The sequence below is a fragment of the uncultured Ruegeria sp. genome (assembly GCF_947489545.1).
GTDB lineage: Bacteria > Pseudomonadota > Alphaproteobacteria > Rhodobacterales > Rhodobacteraceae > Ruegeria.
Window position 1 is genome coordinate 350,445 of sequence record NZ_CANLDZ010000002.1, and the last position, 19,303, is coordinate 369,747.

Consider the following 19,303-nt stretch of genomic DNA (forward strand, 5'->3'; position numbering starts at 1 on the left):
CTTAGAAATGCGCCTTGGGCTCGTCCGGTTTTCCCGCGGCCAGCCCAAGGACGCCGGCGACGCCGGCAAAGGCGATTGGGAACATGGTAAAAACGCCAAATCCAAACGCATAATACATCCCGGCTGCCGACAACAACAACAAGATACCAGCGATCAAAGCCCGGGCATGGGCCATGGCGCCGCCTACAATAGCCAACAGCGGTGCAATGATCGAAGCGGCCTGGATCAAATCCGGATTTTCGACCTGCTCCGCGACCCCTTCGATATCGCCGAAATGGTTGATCACTTCGACATACCCATATCCAAAGAAGCCGACGATCATGCCGATCAAACCGGCAATGACACCCAAAATCATGGCAGCGTTACGCATAAACTATCCTCGCAGTTGCGCTTGAGCAGATAAGTACTGGATCAAGAAACACCAAGCTTTGATCGTGTCTCGGGGCTCCAGCCAAGCAACAGCGCCCCATCCTTTTCGATCAAGGGGCGCTTCATCAGCGTGGGATGGGCTTTCAACAACTCCATCGGTGCGCGGGCGCGCTGTTCTTCATCCAGCCCGCGCCAGGTAGTTGACCTTGTATTGAGCAAAGCATCGCCGAAATCGGCAAAAGCCTGCGACAGTACAATGTCTGGCACGCCCTCGCTTCTAACGTCAATGAATTCAGCATCAGATAATAATTTCAGCGCCTTACGGCATGTGTCGCACGTCTTCAAACCATAAAGGCGCATATATTTCCTACTCCAGCGATTGACTCAGTTTTGGGCAAACCCGCCCATTTATGGCGGTAATTCTTGATTTTTTACTTCACCATGCAATGTTGAAAAAGGTGAAACATGCAATTCGGACTGTATCTTGTTCTGGAAGCAGTAAAGATTTGCCGTTTCTCCGACCACGGCCCCCACCAATTTGTGGGACAATGCGTAAGTAGAAGGAGACACGGGACATGCCAACCGGCACCGTGAAATGGTTCAATACCACGAAAGGCTATGGGTTTATTGCCCCTGATGAAGGGGGCAAAGATGTGTTTGTTCACATCTCAGCCGTAGAACGGTCCGGCCTGACCGGACTAGCAGACAATCAGAAAGTCTCATACGAGTTGGAGGACGGACGTGACGGCCGCCAAATGGCTTCTGATTTAAAACCCCTGTAACGCCCCCCTGCCCCGCGCCGGGAGTATCAATTAAGGTTGGCGGCCAATTTCCGGCCGTTAACCGCCCCTTGTCGGCATCTGCCTTATCCTCGTGCTGGCGTCTCTGCAGCATGCTTTAGTCAGTTTTGGCCCAAAGCAACGATGCAAGACGGCCCTGCTGCGTAGGTCACGAGCAAGGTCCAGTCGCCCGTTCACCGCTCCAGATTTCCCTAACCTGTTCTGGTCCGCAAGCCCCCGTTGCCACGCGCTCTGACCTCAATTGGCGCTTCAGTTTATCATGAAGCCGTCCGCTCGGTTTGCAAATGACCTCGGCGATCGGAGATTTGGCCAGGGCCGGTGCAGCCAACCCAAAGGACAGGTATACAGCAAGAATAAGTGAGACATTCGTCACGAAACCAAAGTGGGAGTTCCATGACGCTATGTATAGACAAACGCTATCTGCTAGAGCCGAGTTTAGCGAATGATGGCTTCAAACTCACGCCATTCCCGCGCGGTCATCCCCGAGTTTTCCTGGGTAACGACCTCTCCTGCCAGCATACGACGAAGGCTATCGACCATCTGGGCGGACAGATTGGCGGCACCAAGCCGGTAGTCCTCAAAGGCTTTGTATGCGAACGGAACCCAATCAGCCACGATCTTGCACATCATGTCGGCGTAAATCCGAATCTCGTATTGCGCATGCGGATCTGCCCGCAAACGAAGGAAATGGAAAAGGTTGTGTAAATCCACCTTCCAATACCACTGCGTATAGATGTTTGCCGGAAGGTTCATACGCGCCAGTTCTCGTGCCAGACCCTGCTGCCCGTCCTGATTGATCATTGCCTCATAGTTGTCGTAACAGCGCGCACTGTCCGCCTTTAGCATTTCTAACACACGGGCAGCTTCTTCACCTTCCAGGGCAGCTCCGCGACCCTGATTGTTGACCTCGGATTGCGCAGCAACGTGTTCAGGCGCCGGGATGTAAAATTCACGATCCAGGATCGAATAGCGTGCCGAATATTCGTTGACGTTTGCCGTCCGGTGACGAATCCACTGGCGAGCCACGAAAACCGGCAGTTTAACATGCAGCTTGACCTCGCACATTTCGAACGGAGTCGAATGCCAATGCCGCATCAGATACCGGATCAGCCCTTCGTCATTTTGAACGGACTTAGTGCCCGTACCGTAAGACACCCGTGCAGCCTGACAAATGGCAGAATCGTCACCCATATAGTCGATCACGCGAACAAACCCGTGATCCAGAACCTGGTGGGCGGTATACAGGTGGTCTTCCATTCCCGCTGCAACGACGCGGCGTGTTGGATGCGACTGCGCGCGTTGCGCTTCGATCTCGGCCAATTGGTCGGCAGACAGCGGCATGAAACTTCCTTTCTGGTAATGAGTCGCCAACCACTATATCTCGTCATCCCCGCCGCCGAAACCGCGAGATGTGCCGGTTGGTGCGCATTTTTTAATTTGTGTTTCCCTGCCCCCTCGACTCGTCCCCTTAGCGCGCTAAGCTGACCCCAAGTTTAATCGAAAAAGGAAAGCCACAATGGGGCTGACATATCTTCACACCATGGTTCGCGTGAAAGACCTAGAGAAATCCATGGCGTTTTATGGGTTGCTCGGATTGAAGGAGATACGCAGGTATGACAGCGAAGCAGGGCGCTTTTCGCTGATCTTCCTCGCACCTCCGGGTCAGGAAGAGGCACCGATCGAACTGACCTACAACTGGGATGGGGACGACGAATTGCCAAGCGACAGCCGCCATTTTGGTCACCTCGCGTATGGCGTCGACAACATCTATGAGATGTGTCAGCACCTTCAGGACAACGGCATTTTGATCAATCGTCCTCCGCGCGATGGACGGATGGCTTTCGTGCGATCGCCCGACAATATCTCGATCGAGTTGTTGCAAAATGGTGAGGCGCTGGCCCCAGCTGAGCCCTGGAGCAGCATGGAAAACACCGGCCACTGGTGATCCGTAAACTGATAGCACTTGGGTTGGCCGTGGTGGCCAACCCGGTTCAGGCAGAACCCTGTCGACTGGCGCTGGCGCTCGCCTTGGATATATCCGTTTCGGTCGACGAGTTCGAAGATACCCTGCAAAGACAAGGGCTTGCCGCGGCGCTGATCGCACCCGAAGTACAGGAGGCGTTTTTTGCCTCGCCCATGCCCGTTGCCCTCGCAGTCTACGAATGGGGCGGGCGATCGAGCCAGCAGGTCATTCTGGACTGGTTGTTGATTGATGATCTAGGCGACCTGCTGGCCGCCTCGTCCCAGATAAGTCAGTCCGCGCGATCCGATATAGGCTCGGCCACTGCGATGGGGTATGCCTTGGCATTTGGCGCGTCACTGATGCAGAAAGCGCCGAAATGTCTGTTTCAGACAATCGACCTTTCAGGTGACGGCTCAAACAATGATGGGTATGGACCTCAGATCGCTTACCGGCACTTCCCTTTTGACAATACTGTCGTCAACGGTCTTGTGATCAACGCGGCAGACTTCGAAGGTGAGCTGTTTTTGATCCCGTTCTTTGAAAACAACGTGCTGCATGGCCCCGGCGCGTTTCTGGAAGTGGCGCAAGGGTTCGAAGACTTCGAGCGCGCCATGCGCCGGAAGCTGGAGCGAGAACTGCGCGGGTTGCAAATAGGCGCTTTGCAAGACGCAGACCCATGACACTCCGTGTTCTGGTCGTGTTGCTAAGCCTTCTGGCCGGGGCGGCGTCGGCGCAGTGCCGTCAGGCTTTGGCATTGGGTTTGGATGTGTCCGGATCCGTAGACAGCAGAGAATACAGGTTGCAACTAGGTGGCTTGGCCGCAGCGCTGCGTCGGCCCGAAGTTGCTCAGTTGATCCTTTCAAACAGCTCAGCGTCGATACGGCTCGCCATTTTTGAATGGAGCGAACCCGGCCATCACAGAGTTCTATTGAATTGGACAGACATTCGCTCGCTCTCAGATCTTGAGCAAATCGGAACCAAGCTCGATGCGGTTGCCCGAAGTTCTGCGCCACAAGGGACAGCCGTTGGATCAGCCATGCAGTTCGGCGCTGGATTGTTGGCGCAACAAAAAGACTGTTGGAAACGCACGCTGGATTTGTCGGGGGACGGCAAACACAATCTGGGGCCGCATCCTCGTGACGTGAAATCTGCTTTGCTTGCGTCTGGCATTACCATCAATGGTCTGGTGATCGGTGCAGATGATCCCAGTCACGGTGACAAGCGCTATGTTCAGATCGGCGAGCTGTCCGCTTACTACAACAGCTGGGTCATTCTGGGGCCGAATGCGTTTGTCGAAGTCGCGTTGGGCTTTGAGGCCTACGAGGACGCCATGACCCGTAAGCTCATCCGGGAACTGGAAGGGCTGGTGTTGTCAGATGCGCGCCGCTGATCAATAGATATAGCGTATCTGATCCGTCCAATACCGTTCGACCCGGCGCAAGGAACCCGTGATATCCTCGATCCCTTCCAGACCCAGTACGCCCCGGCTTTGCAGCCCTTCGGCATGACGGGCAAACAGGTCTGACACGACTTCCCTAATTTCCCGCCCGCGAGGGGTCAGGCGAACTCGGACCGAGCGCCTGTCAATCTCGCATCTTTGATGGTGCATATACCCCATCTCGACCAGTTTCTTGAGATTGTAGCTGACATTGCTGCCCTGATAGTAACCACGGCTTTTCAGTTCACCGGCAGTGACCTCGTGATCGCCGATGTTAAACAACAGCAAGGCCTGAACCGCATTGATCTCAAGTTCGCCGACACGCTCGAATTCATCCTTGATGACGTCCAGAAGCAACCGATGGAGCCGCTCTACCAGTGCCAACGCTTCAAGATAGCTGGTCATAAACCCTTTGGCTCCCAACGCGGAGACCTGCAATTCCATACTCATCCGACCCTCCGATTCAGTCGTGGTGTTTCCGCCACGATGAACCGAAATCCCGAAAAATCGGTTAAGCCGGGTTTTCTGTTATTTTTGAAAGGTCTGCGCGATGTCCGCGATCAGGTCTGCATAGGTGGTCGGTGGCTGGATCTGACCAGTGACCCATTGATACAGATCCTGATCGTTTTCGTGCAGCAACGCGTCATAATTATCCAAGCTGGATGCATCCATCGCAGCCAGATTGCGATCTGCATAGGCAGACAGGATCAAGTCCATTTCCTTGATCCCCCGTCGCATCGACCGCATTTTCATGCGCTTGATCCTGACGTCGCGTGCCTCGGTCACTTCGCAGGCTCCAGCATCAGGCGCAGCTTTTTCTCAAGGCGTGCCGCACGCTCTGAACTCGCGCGCATTTCGCCTCGGATTGCCCGCAATTCGGCCACAGCACCGGCAAGATCCAGGTTGGTATCGTCAGCGTCCAGCGGGGCGTCCATGCCTTCGCCTTCGCCGGTCAACAGCCACACGATAGACACGTTCACCATGCCTGCCATCATCGACAAACGGTTCGCACGGGGTTCGGACAAATCGTTCTCCCAAGCGGCGATTGTTGCCTTCTTGACACCCAGCCGTCGCGCAATCTGAGACTGGCTCATACCAGCAGCTTCACGCGCACCTGCCAGGCGATCCCCAAATGTTGCTGCGTCCGGTCCGTACCAGTCGGTCTCGTCATTCATTTGGGGCTCCAATTCTATTTTTGTATACTGCTTGATCGTCATTCGGGCGCACCCTATGACAGACAGGTTGAACATACAAACCGAGGCCGAATATGAGTTTCCTGTCTGCGACATTGTCACGCGTAAAACCTTCGCCCACCATCGCGATGACAGCCAAAGCGGCCGAGTTGAAGGCTGCCGGACGTAATGTGATTGGTCTGAGCGCGGGTGAACCGGATTTCGACACCCCTCAGAACATCAAGGACGCAGCCGTAGCGGCAATTGCAGCAGGTAAGACCAAATACACGGCGCCTGACGGCATTCCTGAACTGAAGCAGGCGGCCTGCGCCAAGATGAAACGCGATCACGGGCTCGATTACACGCCTGCGCAAATCTCGGTCGGAACGGGCGGTAAACAGACGCTTTACAATGCTCTGATGGCGACAATGAACGATGGTGATGAAGTCATTATCCCAGCGCCCTATTGGGTGAGCTATCCGGACATGGTATTGCTGGCCGGAGGCACCCCAGTTGTGGTCGAAACGACGCTGGAAAACAGTTTCAAGCTGACGCCTGACCAGCTTGAGGCCGCGATCACACCAAAGACCAAGTGGTTCATCTTCAACTCACCCTCGAACCCGACTGGCGCTGGTTATAGCCGGGACGAGTTGAAAGCCCTGACGGATGTTTTGATGCGCCACCCGCAGGTTTGGATCATGTCCGACGACATGTATGAACATCTGGCCTATGACGGGTTCGAATTCTGCACCCCGGCCGAGGTCGAACCCGGGCTGTATGATCGCACGCTGACCTGTAACGGTGTGTCCAAAGCCTATGCCATGACGGGCTGGCGTATCGGATATGCAGCGGGTCCCGCCGAACTCATCGCTGCGATGCGCAAGATCCAATCGCAATCGACCTCGAACCCCTGTTCAATAAGCCAGTGGGCTGCTGTCGAAGCGTTGAACGGAACCCAGTCGTTCCTGGCCCCGAACAACGAAACGTTCAAACGCCGCCGCAATCTGGCGGTGGATATGTTGAATGCCATTGACGGGATCACATGTCCGACGCCTGAAGGCGCGTTCTATGTCTACCCGTCGATCGCCGGTCTCATCGGTAAGACCACGCCCGTCGGGACTGTCATAAAAAACGACGAGGCTTTTGCGACCGCATTGCTTGAAGAGGTGGACGTGGCAGTGGTGTTTGGTGCTGCCTTCGGCTTGTCACCCAACTTTCGTGTCAGCTATGCAACTTCGGATGAAGCTCTGACCGAGGCCTGCACGCGCATTCAGCATTTCTGCGAGAGTTTGAAATCGTAACCCGGGCAAAAACGGGCGAAGTCATGAACAACCTGCCCCGCCAGTTTGGGCCGGGCTTATTATAACGATTTGTCCAGTGAATTTCCGCGATTTTGGAAATTCATACCACAAACGACCAGGTTCCCGCTATGGTTCCGAGAAGTAACCCCGATGGAGGCGTGTTGCGTGTCACAAGACTTAAGTGAGATGGAATGAGTACCCAGTTACCCGAATACTATTTTCGAGTCCGCGAGAACGGAGCGGTTGTTTTCAAAATCGACACAGAAAACCGGCAGCGCCGGATCGAAATGGATCAGATCGCTGTCATCAATATCCGCAATGGCGAGGTGAAACCGCACGGTCAACGCACCCTGTCTGACGCAGATAAGGTCGAGATCGCGCGTTGGATGGAAGATCGCAAAACGCTGTTGGCGCAACGGGATATCGACGATATTCACCGTGCGGTTGACTACCTGAATCTGACCACGCAATGGGCCCAATCCAAGGCTTCGGACCACCAGCTTGAAGATGTGACTGATCGGCTTTTGATGGCGATGCACGATCTGCGGTCGGTCCTGGTACGCAAAAAGGCAGACCGGCTGAGCAAAGAGTGATCTATTCGGCCGGAACGCCGACTTCTCGCACGGACCGCATCCAGAACCGGGCCATCAACAAGACAGCTGCGCAGGCGAGGCCAAGAACAAGGCCCAACCAGACGCCGATCCCGTCCATTCCGCGGATGAAACCAAAATAGTAGGACGCGGGAATACCCACGACCCAGTAGCTGAGCGCGGCCATCACCATGGGTATCTTGGCGTCCTGCAAGCCACGCAACAGCCCCAATGCAATCACCTGCGCCCCGTCAACCAACTGGAACAGAGCAGCCATAGCCAGCAAACCGGTGCCGATCATAAGGATCTGGGTGTGTTGCGGATCGTCGGCTTCCATGAACAATGAAATCAACGGCTCGGCGCAGGTCAAGAATAGTATGATCGTCAGAACGGACATCACCAGCGACATACCTGTCACGGCAATTGCACCTTTCTCCAGATGTGCGCGGTCTCTTCGGCCCAGCGCATTGCCTGCCCGGATGGTGGCTGCGTTCGACAAACCGAGATGCACCATGAACGTGGCCGACGCCAGGTTCAGCGCGATCCCATGCGCGGCCAGCGGCACCTGACCCAGCCAGCCCATCATAATGGCAGAGGTTGCAAACAGGGTAACCTCGGCAAGTGTGGTCAGCCCGATGGGCACCCCCAGTCGCAGTACGCTAAAGAACATCTCCCAATCCGGTCGCCAGAACCGTTGGAACAGGCTGTGCTCGGGCAGAACACGTACGGCGTAGATAATAACCGCGATCAAAGAGACAACCTGCGTCACGATCGACGCGATGGCGGCCCCCATCACGCCAAGCTCGGGCGCGCCCCAATTGCCGAAGATCAACGCATAATTGGTCACCCCATTTACCAGGGCAGCCACAACAGTGATCCACAAAACGATCTGCGTTCTCTCCAACGCGGCGAGGTAGGATTTCACCACCATCACTAGCAACGCAGGGAACAACCCCCATCCGGCAATGCGCAGATATTTTGACGCGGTTTCAGCAACTTGCGGGTCCTGCTTAAGGGCAATTAGAACCGGATAAGACCACCAGAGCAACGGCATCACCAGGGTCGCATAAAGCAATGAAAGCCAAAGCCCCATGCGCGTCGAGCGCCGAATGCTGGTTTCATCCGCTTCCGCAGCGGCGGTCGCGACCATCGGCATGACCGCCCAGCCAAACCCAGCACCAAACAAGAACAAAACAAAGTAGTAGCTGCCGGCCAGCGTCACTGCAGCCAACGCCTCGACCCCGTACCAACCCAGCATGATCGTATCCGTCAGGCCGATCGCAAACTGCGCCAGATGCCCACCAACCAGCGGCAGACCCAGAACAGCAATGGCTCGGAAATGGCCAGGATATGTCATCACCTTGATCATCATTCCAGCCATATGCGCGGCCCGAGTTCGGGACAAGAGCGGATCGTTGAAATTTCAATTTGAGATCAAAATTCCGCGGGTTAAGCTAGCCGCGAGACATGATGATTTCTGTACCAGGTTACACGCTACAAGACAGGAAACACGGTTTACAATTCTGGCAATCACGCAGCGGCTAGCGTCTCGTGTGTTTCGCATGCAAACTGAACACAAAAGGCGGGTACATTGGAAACCAAGCTTATCGACCTGAACAGCCGACCTTTCTTTGTCAGAAGCTGGGGCCAACCCCAAAACCCACCTTTGCTGATGCTGCATGGGTTCCCCGAGTTCGGCGGTGCGTGGGGTGATCTCGCCCCCCACCTGACCGACCGATTTTACTGTATCGCGCCAGATCAACGCGGCTATGGGCAAAGCTGGGCACCGCTGGGTGTTAAAAACTATGCGCTGTCCCAACTGGTCGCGGATATGGCTGCGATGATCGAGCAAGATTATTCCCGTGTCACGGTTCTGGGCCACGACTGGGGTGCCTCGGTTGCCTATGGCCTGGCGACGTTTCGACCGGATTTGGTGGATCGTTTGATCATTGCAAACGGTGTTCACCCGGTCCCGTTTCAACGGGCAATGGCCGCGGGCGGCGCACAGTCAAAGGCCTCGCAATACATAAACAAACTCCGTGCGCCGGATGCGGCCAATTGGCTGTCTGCCAACAACTATGCCCAGCTTGAGCAGTTCTTTCGCCACGGGATGGGTCTGGACTGGTTGTCGGATGCCAAAATGGACGCCTACCGTGCCGAATGGGCACGCCCTGGACGGTTGGAGGCTATGTTGAACTGGTATCGCGCCTCACCTCTGGTCGTGGCGGCCCCGGACCAGCCCTGCACAGATGTGCCCGACTTGCCTGTCGAACGGCTTAGAGTTCCCTGCCCGCATCTTTTGCTGTGGGGACCCGAAGATAAGGCGCTGCTTCCCGTGTCCACAGAAGGGCTTGAAGAATTCGCGCCAAACTTGACCCGTATCTCAATCCACGGAACCGACCACTGGCTGCATCATCAAAAACCCGACGCGATGGCGCAGGAAATTCTTGATTGGATTCCAACAGATTGAGACATGTTCGCATTGAATCGACACTTCAACACGCAGACCCATCTCATCGATGACCCCAGTCTTCGGGGTTGTCCGAATTGTTCGGCGACAGACCCAAAACGTCCCCGTCGGTTGAGCACCCCAGGCCCAGAACAGTCCGGTTCGCATAAGAAAAATACGCGCAAACCTGATTGATCTCGAGGATTTCGCCGTCATCCCATCCGGCGTCCCGCAGTTTAACGACATCCCCTTCCACCAGATCGGCCGGAGCTTGGGTCAGTTGCCGAGCATACTCCATCGCCGCAACCTGCCGTGCGTCCAACGGCGCGTCTTCTGGTCTGGCTGCTTCTATCGCTGCGCGAATGGCTTCACCTCGCGCTGCATCGCCCAGAAGGCGCTGCAACCCATTGAAGTGATGCTCGACACAATAACCGCAGCGGTTCAGCGAACTGACCCAGACGCCCAAAACCTCAAGAAACCACTTGGGGATCTGATTGCCAGAATGGTGCAGCACATTCTTGTAGATCGCCATATGGCCTTCCATCGAATGCGGTCGCAAGGAATGCACCATCATGATATTGTCTACATTGTTGTCAGGGCCGGTGACACGATCATAGAGTTTCAGCAGCCTGCCGGTTGCCTCATCAAACGGCACAGTCTTGATCCAGCTCATCTCGCCTGTTCTCCTTGATTTTTATTGGTGTCCGGAGACTAGGAGGTGTTCTCGCCGGTTACGAGGTGAATTCGTAGATCAACCTTCCTGATCTCGGAAGGTGTCTCGAACAAATGGGATGTACCCCGTGTTGACCTCGCTATTTGTTGCGATGAATGTCGTCTATAGCGAGCTTTTTTGTCATCAATCGAAAGAGGATCATGTCTTGCGCCGCGATGAATTGACCGACCGTTTCCGTGAACTTCACGTTCTAAGCAAGCCGGTGGTGATGCCGAACCCTTGGGACATCGGGTCCGCGAAGGTAATGGCGAACATGGGTGCAAAGGTGTTGGCGACGACCTCATCAGGCTATGGTTTCACGCAAGGGCTGACCGATGGCGGTCAGATGACACGTGACTTGGCCCTGCAGCATGCAACCGAAATATGCGCTGCAGTCGATGTACCGGTGAACGGCGATTTTGAAAACGGATTTGGTGACAGCCCCGAGACGGTTGCCGAAACAGTCCAGTTGGCGGCAGAGGCAGGTCTAGCCGGCGTTTCGATTGAAGATACTGCCTTTCCTGGGACAGGCTCCTATCCATTTGAACTTGCTCTGGCCCGCATAGAAGCGGCGGTGACCGCTGCCGGCGCGGCGGGAATTGTGCTGACGGCCCGGGCGGACGGTTGGCAATTGCGGAACTATGATCAGGCTGAGGCATTGAGACGCTGCCAAGCGTTCGCCCAAGCAGGCGCTGATGTGATCTATGCCCCGCTGGTCGATGCGGACACCACTCGCGCTCTGGCCGCCACTGGAGCACCGGTCAACATTCTGGCCGCAGGCGATATGCGTGATCTGACCACAAAACAAATGGGGGCACTTGGTGCATCCCGCATTTCAATTGGCGGCGGACTTGCCAGGGTTACTCAACAGGTGGTCATAGAGGGTACTCAAGCGATGCTGGAACGGGGCGACTTCACGATCCTGAAAGGTGCGGCGAGCGAGGCAGAAATCGAAGCGCTGTTGAACAGATGAGCCGCGGGGCCGAGGGCCCTTCTGGACGGTGACATAAATTCGGCAATGGTTGCCAACCGGGCAGCAGGCTTTTTGCCCAAGTTGCCAGTTTTGGTTTGTTTTCGACAATCAAAGCCAAACCGTCCACAACACCTCGCGTCCCTCTTCCCCCGGACCACATCACCTGCCATAATGGAGGAAACTGAAAAACAAGAGCAGCACACATGCCTGACGATCTGTTGACGCCCAGCGCGACCTCTACCTATGACGCCTCGTCCATCGAGGTGCTCGAAGGGCTGGAACCGGTTCGCAAACGCCCCGGCATGTATATCGGCGGCACGGATGAGCGTGCGCTGCACCATATGGTGGCAGAAATCCTCGATAACTCGATGGACGAGGCCGTGGCGGGCCACGCCAACCGGATCGAGGTCGAGCTTCATGACGACTACGCCCTGACCGTCCGCGACAACGGGCGAGGCATTCCCATCGACCCACACCCCAAATTCCCCGACAAATCCGCACTTGAGGTGATCCTTTGCACCCTGCACGCGGGCGGCAAATTCTCGGGCAAGGCTTATCAGACCTCGGGCGGTCTGCACGGTGTGGGTGCTTCGGTTGTGAACGCCCTGTCGGATTCGATGGTTGTGCAGGTGGCACGCGACAAACAACTGTTTGAACAACGATTCTCACGCGGGGTCCCTTTAGGGCCCGTGGAAAAGGTTGGCGCGGCGCCAAACCGGCGCGGCACCACAGTGACCTTCCACGCCGACGCGGACATCTTTGGCCATCACAAGTTCAAACCTGCGCGGCTGTTTAAATCCATCCGCTCCAAGGCTTACCTGTTCTCGGGCGTCGAGATTCGCTGGAAGACCGCCATCGACGACGGCGAAACCCCGACCGAGGCCACGTTCCACTTCCCCGGTGGCCTGTCGGATTATCTGAAAGAGACGATGAACGGATCGTCCACCTATGCCGATCAGCCCTTTGCGGGCACCGTGGACTTTACCGAGAAATTCAACGCCCCCGGCAAGGTCGAATGGGCGATCAACTGGACGCCGTCGCGCGATGGGTTCATCCAATCCTATTGTAACACCGTCCCCACCCCCGAAGGCGGCACCCATGTGGCTGGGTTCTGGGCTGCGGTCCTTAAGGGGATCAAGGCCTATGGCGAGTTGATCAACAACAAGAAAGCCGCGCAGATCACCCGCGAAGACCTGATCACCGGTGGCTGCGCACTGGTGTCCTGTTTCATCTCGGAACCGGAATTTGTCGGCCAGACCAAAGACCGTCTGGCCACGGTCGAGGCGCAGCGGCTGGTCGAAAACTCTGTCCGGGATCATTTCGATAACTGGCTCGCCGCGGACACAAAGTCCGCGGGAGCTATTCTTGATTTCCTGATCCTGCGCTCGGAAGAGCGCCTTCGCAGGCGGGCCGAGAAGGAAACACAACGCAAGTCCGCCACTAAGAAACTTCGTCTTCCCGGCAAGTTGGTGGACTGCTCTAGTTCAACACGGGACGGCACGGAATTATTCATCGTCGAGGGCGATTCTGCGGGCGGGTCCGCCAAGATGGGCCGCAATCGCAAAACCCAGGCCCTGCTGCCCTTGCGCGGCAAAATCCTGAACGTGCTGGGCGCGGCCAGTTCCAAACTTGGCACCAATGCCGAGATCAGCGACCTGACGCAAGCGCTGGGGGTCGGCCTTGGCACAAGGTTCAATGTCGACGACCTGCGCTATGACAAGATCATCATCATGACCGACGCAGATGTGGACGGGGCGCATATCGCAGCACTACTGATGACGTTTTTCTTCACCCAGATGCGGCCCATGATTGACGCGGGCCACCTGTATCTGGCCTGCCCGCCCCTCTACCGCCTGACCCAAGGCGCCAAACGCGTCTATTGTCTGGACGAGGCCGAGCGCGACGAGTGGTTAGAGAAAGGCTTGGGCGGCAAGGGCAAGATCGACGTGTCCCGCTTCAAGGGTCTGGGCGAAATGGACGCCAAGGACCTGAAAGAGACCACAATGGACCCCGCATCCCGGAAATTGATCCGGGTCACCATCGACGAAGACGAACCCGGCGAGACCGGCGATCTGGTCGAGCGCCTGATGGGCAAAAAACCCGAACTGCGGTTCCAATACATTCAGGAAAACGCCCGGTTTGTGGAAGAGTTGGATGTTTGATTGAACAACGTGAGATTTGCGCGCTTACAAAGCAAACAGGATTATTTGTCAAATCTCATATTCTCCCCAAAGCACTTACGAAGCCTTCGGTAACGGGAGCGCCTCTTCTCCAATCTACGCAAGGGAAAGGTTATAAGAAACGTTTTTCTAGTTGGTATGACAAGAACTTAGTTATTCAACAAGGCGAAGACATTCTTGGAAGAATAGACGACGCGGCGATCAAAGCTCTCCGACAAAACATGCTAGTTTGGTCAAGTTGGCACTTTTACACCCCAGTTTTTGATCCGCTCTCACAAAACTCAACAGATCATTCGATAAGAATTTTTGTTCCTTCGTCCCCTAAACTACTCCACAAATTTTTTGTAAGCGTTGCGTGGCGTGCGTGCGAATCTCACCTCCCCGATATGAAGGAAGCATTTGCGCAAGACGAACATGTAGAACTGATGCGTCAGTCAATTGTTTCAGAGACAGATCTTGCTCCCAATTTTTTTCCGGTATCACTTATTCAACTGACAACGAAGGGGGAGACGCACAATCACACTCCAATCCTCGATATCGTGAAACCACCCGACCACATTGGTGAAAGGTTTCAAGAGAACTCCTGGGAGATCATCAGGATTTATTTGGATGGATTGATTGCCCACGTTCACTTAAATCCGCAAAAGGAGTTTGCGATCGACAATCCAGCGTTTTTGGGAAGTACTGATCAGCTTGCAGTTACAGGAGTCTCGTACGAGGCATCATTTCAGTACAAAAACCTCTTGATCAATGCCATGGAGTGCTTCGGGCGGTCGGGTACACTTGAATGCTGATCCGAACAACTGAAGTAATAAGCGCTCTCATCCATTGCCCGGCACGAGGTTGCTAGTTTTTTAGTAACTCTCATACCGCCCGAAAACCGAGTATTCGCGCCCGCCCTTGGAGGCGGTTCGGGCACGCGCATGATGCCTTGCGTCATGCAATGGGTGGATAGCGCGGGACATCCCCTCAAACCGTAGGCCCCGCTTCAGCCCGGCATCCGCCTCACACCGCTAACCCAATCAGGGCAACTCCGCCCGCCATCAGGACCGCAGCGCCCAGACGTCGCATCCAGTTGCCCTCATGCAGGAAGACGAAACCAATCAGGGCGGCGAAGACGACGGATGTCTCTCTCAACGCTGACACAGCACCCAGCGGGGCGAAGTTCTTGGCATAGAGCACCAGCCCGTAGGCCGTCATCGACACCAGTCCGCCCAGAATGCCGATCATCCAGACCTTGGCCGGCAGCGCGGCCAGCGTGTCTCGTTTCCGTATTCCGACGAACCCAGCGATGAACAGGTGCAGGAACGCGCCCCACGCCCAGTAGCTGAGCGTATTACCCGACAGCCGCACGCCGATCCCGTCGACCACCGAATAGATCGAAATGCAGAACCCGGTGCCCAGTGCAAAGCCCAGCGCCCAGCGCCCGACGCCTGATCGCAATGCGCTCCAACTGCTGAGCTGAATGCCCAGCGCGATCAGGGCAATCCCCACCCAGGCTTGGGGGGGCAGAACCTCCCCCACCAAAAGCATCGCCCAGAGCGACACCAGAGCGGGCACGATGCCACGGGCAATGGGGTAGACAACACTCAGATCGCCATGCTGGTAGGCTTTGCCGAGCATGAAGTAATAGCCGAAATGCACCACGGTCGAGATCAGGATGAACGGAAAGCTTTCGGCACTGGGCAGCGGCAAAAGCAGCACCATCACCGCCGCAGGGATAACGTGGCCGAAAGCCACAAGACCCAAAGTGGTTGTCTGGTCGGCGGCCGTTTTAACGATCGCGTTCCAAACGGCATGCAACAAGGCCGCAGTCAGAACAATGGTGATGACAAACAGGGACACACTGGGACCTTCAAGCAAGTGTCGGCCGATGATAAGCCAATGTCGTCAATTGCATACAGTAGTGCCAAACTCAACGCAGAACCGTGTCCTAAGGGAGCATGCAATCGCGCCCTGAACGATCTAACCGGTGGGTAACAAGCGGCTACAACTGCACGTGAACACTGTTGCGCAACACGGCTGAGCACTTAATGTTGCCAGCATGAGTTTTGTGACCGACAACCAGTTGCCTTTGCTGATCATGTTCTTTGTGATCGGGTCCATTGGCACGGGCTTTCTGTTCCGCAAACCGGCGGGCCACCGGGCGTGGAAGCTCGCCGATCTGGTTTGGGTCGTATTGGGTGGCATCGGTGCACTGGTGGCGGTGCTGGCCGGGCTTTATACGGCCGACAGCTCTCGGCTGGATCGGCAGATCGACGTGGCCTATGCTGCGACACTGGCCTTTGATCGCGACGCCGCGCGGTTCCGGTTGCGGTTCTGCGATCCGGCTTTTGACCCAGATACCGCCGTTTTATGTGACAAGGTCGAGTTCCTGTCGGCCTCAACTGCCAGCAACGCCGATCTGCCGCTGTTCATTGCCGTCACGAACGAGGTCGCGCCGCTGCAAGGGCTGCAATTTCTGTTCGGCGGTCAGTCCAAGGACGACATGGACGAGATTCGAGGTATGGCCGCCAAGGCCGACGCCTTTGATATCGACCAGTTCCTTGTTTTCACCTCATTAGACGAGCCGACACAAGCCGCGATCGACAACATGCGTCGTAAGGTTCCGGCCATTGCCGGAGACTATCTGATACTAGCGCAGAGCTATGACGATCTGATCGATCAGGTCGGCAAGTTGAAGGATGAGTGGGAGTATCTGCAATCCAACGCACACATACTGGTTTTGCAGATTGTCGCCCTGTGTCTTGTCAGTTTCGCCGCGCCGTTCCGATTGGGTAAATCCATAGTGGAACTGCGGACGACGCTTATCGCCGATACGCCCGCGCCAGCCGCTCGGCATCTGCCCCAAGAAAATACCGAGCCAGAGTCCACAGATTCCGCGCGCCCCGCCGAACCCAGCCCGACCGCTGGTAGCGTTCCGCACTCGTAGTCGCCTGCGCTTTGAGCAATGTCATCTGCGGCAGCGCACGCACCAGCGCCACGTCCTCCATCAGCGGTTGATCCTTATAGCCACCAGCCGACAGGTAGGTATCACGCGGCACTAGCAGCCCCTGATCGCCATACGGCAACCCAAATACACGACTGCGCAGATTGGCCCAGCCGGCCACCCATTTCGGTGCGATCCCCTTAGCTCGAAATGCCAACCGGAAAGCTGCGGGTGTGTCTGTTTTCAGGTGCTGTTCTACCGTTTTGCTCCACCCCCGTTGCAAAACCGTATCGGCATGCAAAACCAGCAACCAATCCCCCTTGGCCTGCGCGCAACCGTTACGCAGCTGTCCGCCGCGCGACGCCGCTCCGCTGATCACAGTTGCTCCGGCCTCTTCGGCGATATCGAGTGTCAGATCGCTGGAACCGCCATCGGAAATCACAAGTTCACGGATCAGACCGCCGTGCAGCCCCTCCATCAACGCCTGCAGACACGCAGGCAACGCATCTTGAGCGTTCAGGGTTGGAATCACGATGCTTATTGGGGCGGGCACGTCCGATAACCTCTGGTCTTGGCAGCGAGAGTTCCTATATCACGGTGCCCAAGCAAATGACGAGGACCAAGCCATGCCGACCCGCCGCATTCTGCGCCTGACAGGCTCGGACACCGAGAGCTTTTTGCAAGATATGGTCACCAATGATTTGGGCGGCTTGGATAGCGGCCTGGTGTATGCCGCGCTTCTGACGCCACAGGGGAAGTATCTGGCAGATTTCTTTCTGAAACGCGACGGTGATGCGATTCTGCTGGATGTTGCCCAGGGTTTGGCCGACGGCCTGTTCAAGCGCCTGAGCATGTACAAACTGCGCGCGGATGTTGCGATTGAAATCACCGATCTGAACTTGCAGCGCGGCACCGGGCCGGCACCTAATGGCGCCCTGCCCGACCCGCGCCATCCGGATCTGGGCTGGCGCGCTTACGCAGCAGGCCCTGAAAGCGACGATGGAACAGATTGGGACGCCATCCGAGTGCGCCACTGCATTCCCGAGACTGAAATTGAACTGACCCCGGACAGCTATATTCTGGAGTCTGGCTTTGAGGTTCTGAACGGCGTGGATTTTAAAAAAGGTTGCTATGTCGGGCAGGAAGTCACTGCACGCATGAAACACAAAACCGAATTGCGCAAAGGTCTAAAGCGCGTGCAGATCGACGGCACTGCCGCAGTTGGCACGCCAATTGAGTCGAACGGAAAGCCCGCCGGGACGTTATTCACGCAATCTGGTGGGCAAGCGATTGCTTATCTGCGATTTGATCGTGCGGGCGATGATATGCGCGCCGGGGATGCGGTGGTGCGGTTGGGCGACTAGCCCGCGCCTGTTGCCATTCCGTTACGCTTGTTGTGCCGCTCGGTCGCATAACATTTGAACTCTGGAACCGCCCTGTCACACTGGCGGTGGTGAAGTGACAGGGATACCGACATGCTGCAGCTGTATTCGGCCATTTGGCGTGCCAGCGCCGGGCGGCAGATCATCCTTATTCTTCTGTCGATCGCGGTGGCTGGGCTAGCAGCCGTTCCGCTTGAGTTTCAACGTGACATCATCAATCACCTGACCTCGGACCATATCGAAACAAAGCGTTTGATCCTGCTCGGCGTTGGTATGATGGCGGTGATCTTGCTGAGCCTGAGCCTGAAATGGATCCTGGGCTATCGCGCAGGGACATTGGGTGAAGATATGATCCGGCTAATCCGTCAGCGCCTTTTGCTACGTGCCGCAGATGTGGATGAGACCGGAGAATCCGTCCGCAAAGGCACGATGACAACGGCTATCTCTGCCGAGGCCGAAGACCTGGGGAAATTCGCTGGTGGCGCCTTTTCCGACCCAGTGGTTCAGATCGGGACCTTGGTCAGTGTTATCGGCTATATCTCGTCCACGCAGCCGGGTCTGGGCCTGATCGCATTTTCGATGATTGTACCTCAGATTCTGATCGTCTTGATGTCGCAGCGCAAGGTGAATGTGTTTGTTGCGGAACGGGTTCGGATATTGCGCAGCGCAACAGATCGTTTGACGGCTGATGACATCGAAGCAGCGGAACGGGACATCAATGCCCAATTCGATGAAATCTACGAAACACGACGCAGAATGTTCATTTGGAAGCTGTCCGCCAAATTCCTGCTGAGCGTGATCAACGGCGCCGGGACGGTGGGCGTCCTCATGCTGGGCGGGTGGCTGGTGATGCAGGGAAAAACCGATGTTGGCACAGTCGTCGCAGCAATCAGTGGATTAAGCCGGATTCAGGGGCCCACGGCTTTTCTGATTACGTTTTATCGTCAGGTCAGCGCCAACCGCATCAAGTACGAGCTGATGCTAGAGCTTTTTGGCCCGGACCCGGCCCGCTATCGGCGTCCCTCCAAGACCTGATAAAAAGACC

Annotated in this window: 22 protein-coding genes and 1 pseudogene; 13 read left to right on the plus strand and 10 right to left on the minus strand. The window is 56.1% G+C overall.

The annotated features are described in order from the left end of the window. Position 1: 1 nt before the first annotated feature. Together Q1B13_RS04435 and Q1B13_RS04440 are read right to left on the minus strand one after the other, a co-directional pair. Entirely contained in the window at positions 2–370 is a 369-nt protein-coding gene (locus tag Q1B13_RS04435; RefSeq protein WP_299076375.1) for a hypothetical protein, read from the minus strand. Between the two features lie 41 nt (positions 371–411). Further along, the gene (locus Q1B13_RS04440; protein WP_299076378.1) at positions 412–729 is read right to left on the minus strand and encodes an ArsC/Spx/MgsR family protein; all 318 of its coding nucleotides are present in this window, start codon (positions 727–729) and stop codon (positions 412–414) included. Positions 730–944: 215 nt separating this feature from the next. On the opposite strand from Q1B13_RS04440, the gene Q1B13_RS04445 reads away from it, so the two are divergent. Continuing rightward, positions 945–1,151, plus strand: coding sequence for a cold-shock protein (locus Q1B13_RS04445; protein ID WP_010439113.1), 207 nt, complete (start codon positions 945–947; stop codon positions 1,149–1,151). Between the two features lie 453 nt (positions 1,152–1,604). On the opposite strand, the gene thyX is transcribed toward Q1B13_RS04445, so the two are convergent. Then, positions 1,605–2,510, minus strand: coding sequence for an FAD-dependent thymidylate synthase (gene thyX / locus Q1B13_RS04450; protein ID WP_299076381.1), 906 nt, complete (start codon positions 2,508–2,510; stop codon positions 1,605–1,607). Positions 2,511–2,685: 175 nt separating this feature from the next. On the opposite strand from thyX, the gene Q1B13_RS04455 reads away from it, so the two are divergent. From Q1B13_RS04455 to Q1B13_RS04465, 3 genes are read left to right on the plus strand one after another with little or no spacing between them, the layout of a single operon-like run. Next, positions 2,686–3,114 (plus strand): VOC family protein, encoded by a 429-nt coding sequence (locus tag Q1B13_RS04455; protein WP_299076384.1) that lies wholly within the window; start codon positions 2,686–2,688, stop codon positions 3,112–3,114. Next, the gene (locus Q1B13_RS04460) at positions 3,111–3,812 is read left to right on the plus strand and encodes a DUF1194 domain-containing protein (protein ID WP_299076387.1); all 702 of its coding nucleotides are present in this window, start codon (positions 3,111–3,113) and stop codon (positions 3,810–3,812) included. Before Q1B13_RS04455 ends, Q1B13_RS04460 begins: the two co-directional genes overlap by 4 nt. Further along, positions 3,809–4,522 (plus strand): DUF1194 domain-containing protein, encoded by a 714-nt coding sequence (locus Q1B13_RS04465; RefSeq protein WP_299076390.1) that lies wholly within the window; start codon positions 3,809–3,811, stop codon positions 4,520–4,522. Before Q1B13_RS04460 ends, Q1B13_RS04465 begins: the two co-directional genes overlap by 4 nt. Here the strand turns inward: Q1B13_RS04465 and Q1B13_RS04470 are convergent, their stop codons facing one another. The 3 genes from Q1B13_RS04470 to Q1B13_RS04480 form a co-directional block, all read right to left on the minus strand. Next, positions 4,523–5,020, minus strand: coding sequence for a winged helix DNA-binding protein (locus Q1B13_RS04470; RefSeq protein WP_299076393.1), 498 nt, complete (start codon positions 5,018–5,020; stop codon positions 4,523–4,525). It abuts the gene before it with no gap. Positions 5,021–5,098: 78 nt separating this feature from the next. Continuing rightward, a complete protein-coding gene (locus Q1B13_RS04475; RefSeq protein ID WP_298936709.1) occupies positions 5,099–5,356 on the minus strand; it encodes a succinate dehydrogenase assembly factor 2 in 258 nt (85 codons plus the stop codon). Then, entirely contained in the window at positions 5,353–5,745 is a 393-nt protein-coding gene (locus Q1B13_RS04480) for a helix-turn-helix transcriptional regulator (protein WP_299076396.1), read from the minus strand. The genes Q1B13_RS04475 and Q1B13_RS04480 overlap by 4 nt, the downstream gene beginning before the upstream one ends. Before the next feature lie 92 nt (positions 5,746–5,837). On the opposite strand from Q1B13_RS04480, the gene Q1B13_RS04485 reads away from it, so the two are divergent. Both Q1B13_RS04485 and Q1B13_RS04490 read left to right on the plus strand, forming a co-directional pair. After that, entirely contained in the window at positions 5,838–7,043 is a 1,206-nt protein-coding gene (locus tag Q1B13_RS04485) for a pyridoxal phosphate-dependent aminotransferase (protein WP_299076399.1), read from the plus strand. A 191-nt stretch (positions 7,044–7,234) separates the two neighbouring features. Further along, positions 7,235–7,636 (plus strand): hypothetical protein, encoded by a 402-nt coding sequence (locus Q1B13_RS04490; protein ID WP_298936712.1) that lies wholly within the window; start codon positions 7,235–7,237, stop codon positions 7,634–7,636. A 1-nt stretch (position 7,637) separates the two neighbouring features. On the opposite strand, the gene Q1B13_RS04495 is transcribed toward Q1B13_RS04490, so the two are convergent. After that, on the minus strand, positions 7,638–9,002 hold the full coding sequence (locus tag Q1B13_RS04495; RefSeq protein ID WP_299799717.1) for an MATE family efflux transporter: 1,365 nt from the start codon (positions 9,000–9,002) through the stop codon (positions 7,638–7,640). Between the two features lie 222 nt (positions 9,003–9,224). On the opposite strand from Q1B13_RS04495, the gene Q1B13_RS04500 reads away from it, so the two are divergent. Then, the gene (locus Q1B13_RS04500) at positions 9,225–10,103 is read left to right on the plus strand and encodes an alpha/beta hydrolase (protein ID WP_299076405.1); all 879 of its coding nucleotides are present in this window, start codon (positions 9,225–9,227) and stop codon (positions 10,101–10,103) included. A gap of 43 nt (positions 10,104–10,146) precedes the next feature. Here Q1B13_RS04500 and Q1B13_RS04505 read toward each other — a convergent pair whose 3' ends face one another. After that, on the minus strand, positions 10,147–10,755 hold the full coding sequence (locus Q1B13_RS04505) for a carboxymuconolactone decarboxylase family protein (RefSeq protein WP_299076407.1): 609 nt from the start codon (positions 10,753–10,755) through the stop codon (positions 10,147–10,149). 127 nt (positions 10,756–10,882) lie between these two features. Between Q1B13_RS04505 and Q1B13_RS04510 the strand changes: the two genes are divergently transcribed. The 3 genes from Q1B13_RS04510 (at position 10,883) to Q1B13_RS04520 (ending at position 14,741) form a co-directional block, all read left to right on the plus strand. Next, on the plus strand, positions 10,883–11,767 hold the full coding sequence (locus tag Q1B13_RS04510; protein ID WP_299076410.1) for an oxaloacetate decarboxylase: 885 nt from the start codon (positions 10,883–10,885) through the stop codon (positions 11,765–11,767). Between the two features lie 203 nt (positions 11,768–11,970). Beyond that, complete coding sequence (gene parE / locus Q1B13_RS04515) at positions 11,971–13,929, plus strand: DNA topoisomerase IV subunit B (RefSeq protein ID WP_298936716.1); 1,959 nt, start codon at positions 11,971–11,973, stop codon at positions 13,927–13,929. Beyond that, entirely contained in the window at positions 13,926–14,741 is an 816-nt protein-coding gene (locus Q1B13_RS04520) for a hypothetical protein (RefSeq protein WP_299076413.1), read from the plus strand. The genes parE and Q1B13_RS04520 overlap by 4 nt, the downstream gene beginning before the upstream one ends. 211 nt (positions 14,742–14,952) lie before the next feature. On the opposite strand, the gene Q1B13_RS04525 is transcribed toward Q1B13_RS04520, so the two are convergent. Further along, positions 14,953–15,792 carry a DMT family transporter gene (locus Q1B13_RS04525; RefSeq protein WP_299076416.1) on the minus strand — a complete coding sequence of 280 codons (840 nt, stop codon included), beginning with the start codon at positions 15,790–15,792 and terminating at the stop codon, positions 14,953–14,955. A gap of 199 nt (positions 15,793–15,991) precedes the next feature. On the opposite strand from Q1B13_RS04525, the pseudogene Q1B13_RS04530 reads away from it, so the two are divergent. Next, a pseudogene (locus tag Q1B13_RS04530) lies at positions 15,992–16,747 on the plus strand (hypothetical protein); the annotation flags it as partial. 7 nt (positions 16,748–16,754) lie between these two features. Here the strand turns inward: Q1B13_RS04530 and Q1B13_RS04535 are convergent. Then, positions 16,755–17,429, minus strand: a complete 675-nt coding sequence (locus tag Q1B13_RS04535; RefSeq protein WP_299076420.1) for a TIGR04283 family arsenosugar biosynthesis glycosyltransferase — start codon at positions 17,427–17,429, stop codon at positions 16,755–16,757. A 73-nt stretch (positions 17,430–17,502) separates the two neighbouring features. On the opposite strand from Q1B13_RS04535, the gene Q1B13_RS04540 reads away from it, so the two are divergent. Together Q1B13_RS04540 and Q1B13_RS04545 are read left to right on the plus strand one after the other, a co-directional pair. After that, positions 17,503–18,240: a folate-binding protein gene (locus tag Q1B13_RS04540; RefSeq protein ID WP_299076423.1), complete on the plus strand. Its 738-nt coding sequence runs from the start codon at positions 17,503–17,505 to the stop codon at positions 18,238–18,240. Between the two features lie 111 nt (positions 18,241–18,351). Then, positions 18,352–19,293, plus strand: a complete 942-nt coding sequence (locus Q1B13_RS04545; protein ID WP_298936721.1) for an ABC transporter transmembrane domain-containing protein — start codon at positions 18,352–18,354, stop codon at positions 19,291–19,293. The last annotated feature ends 10 nt before the right edge of the window (positions 19,294–19,303 follow it).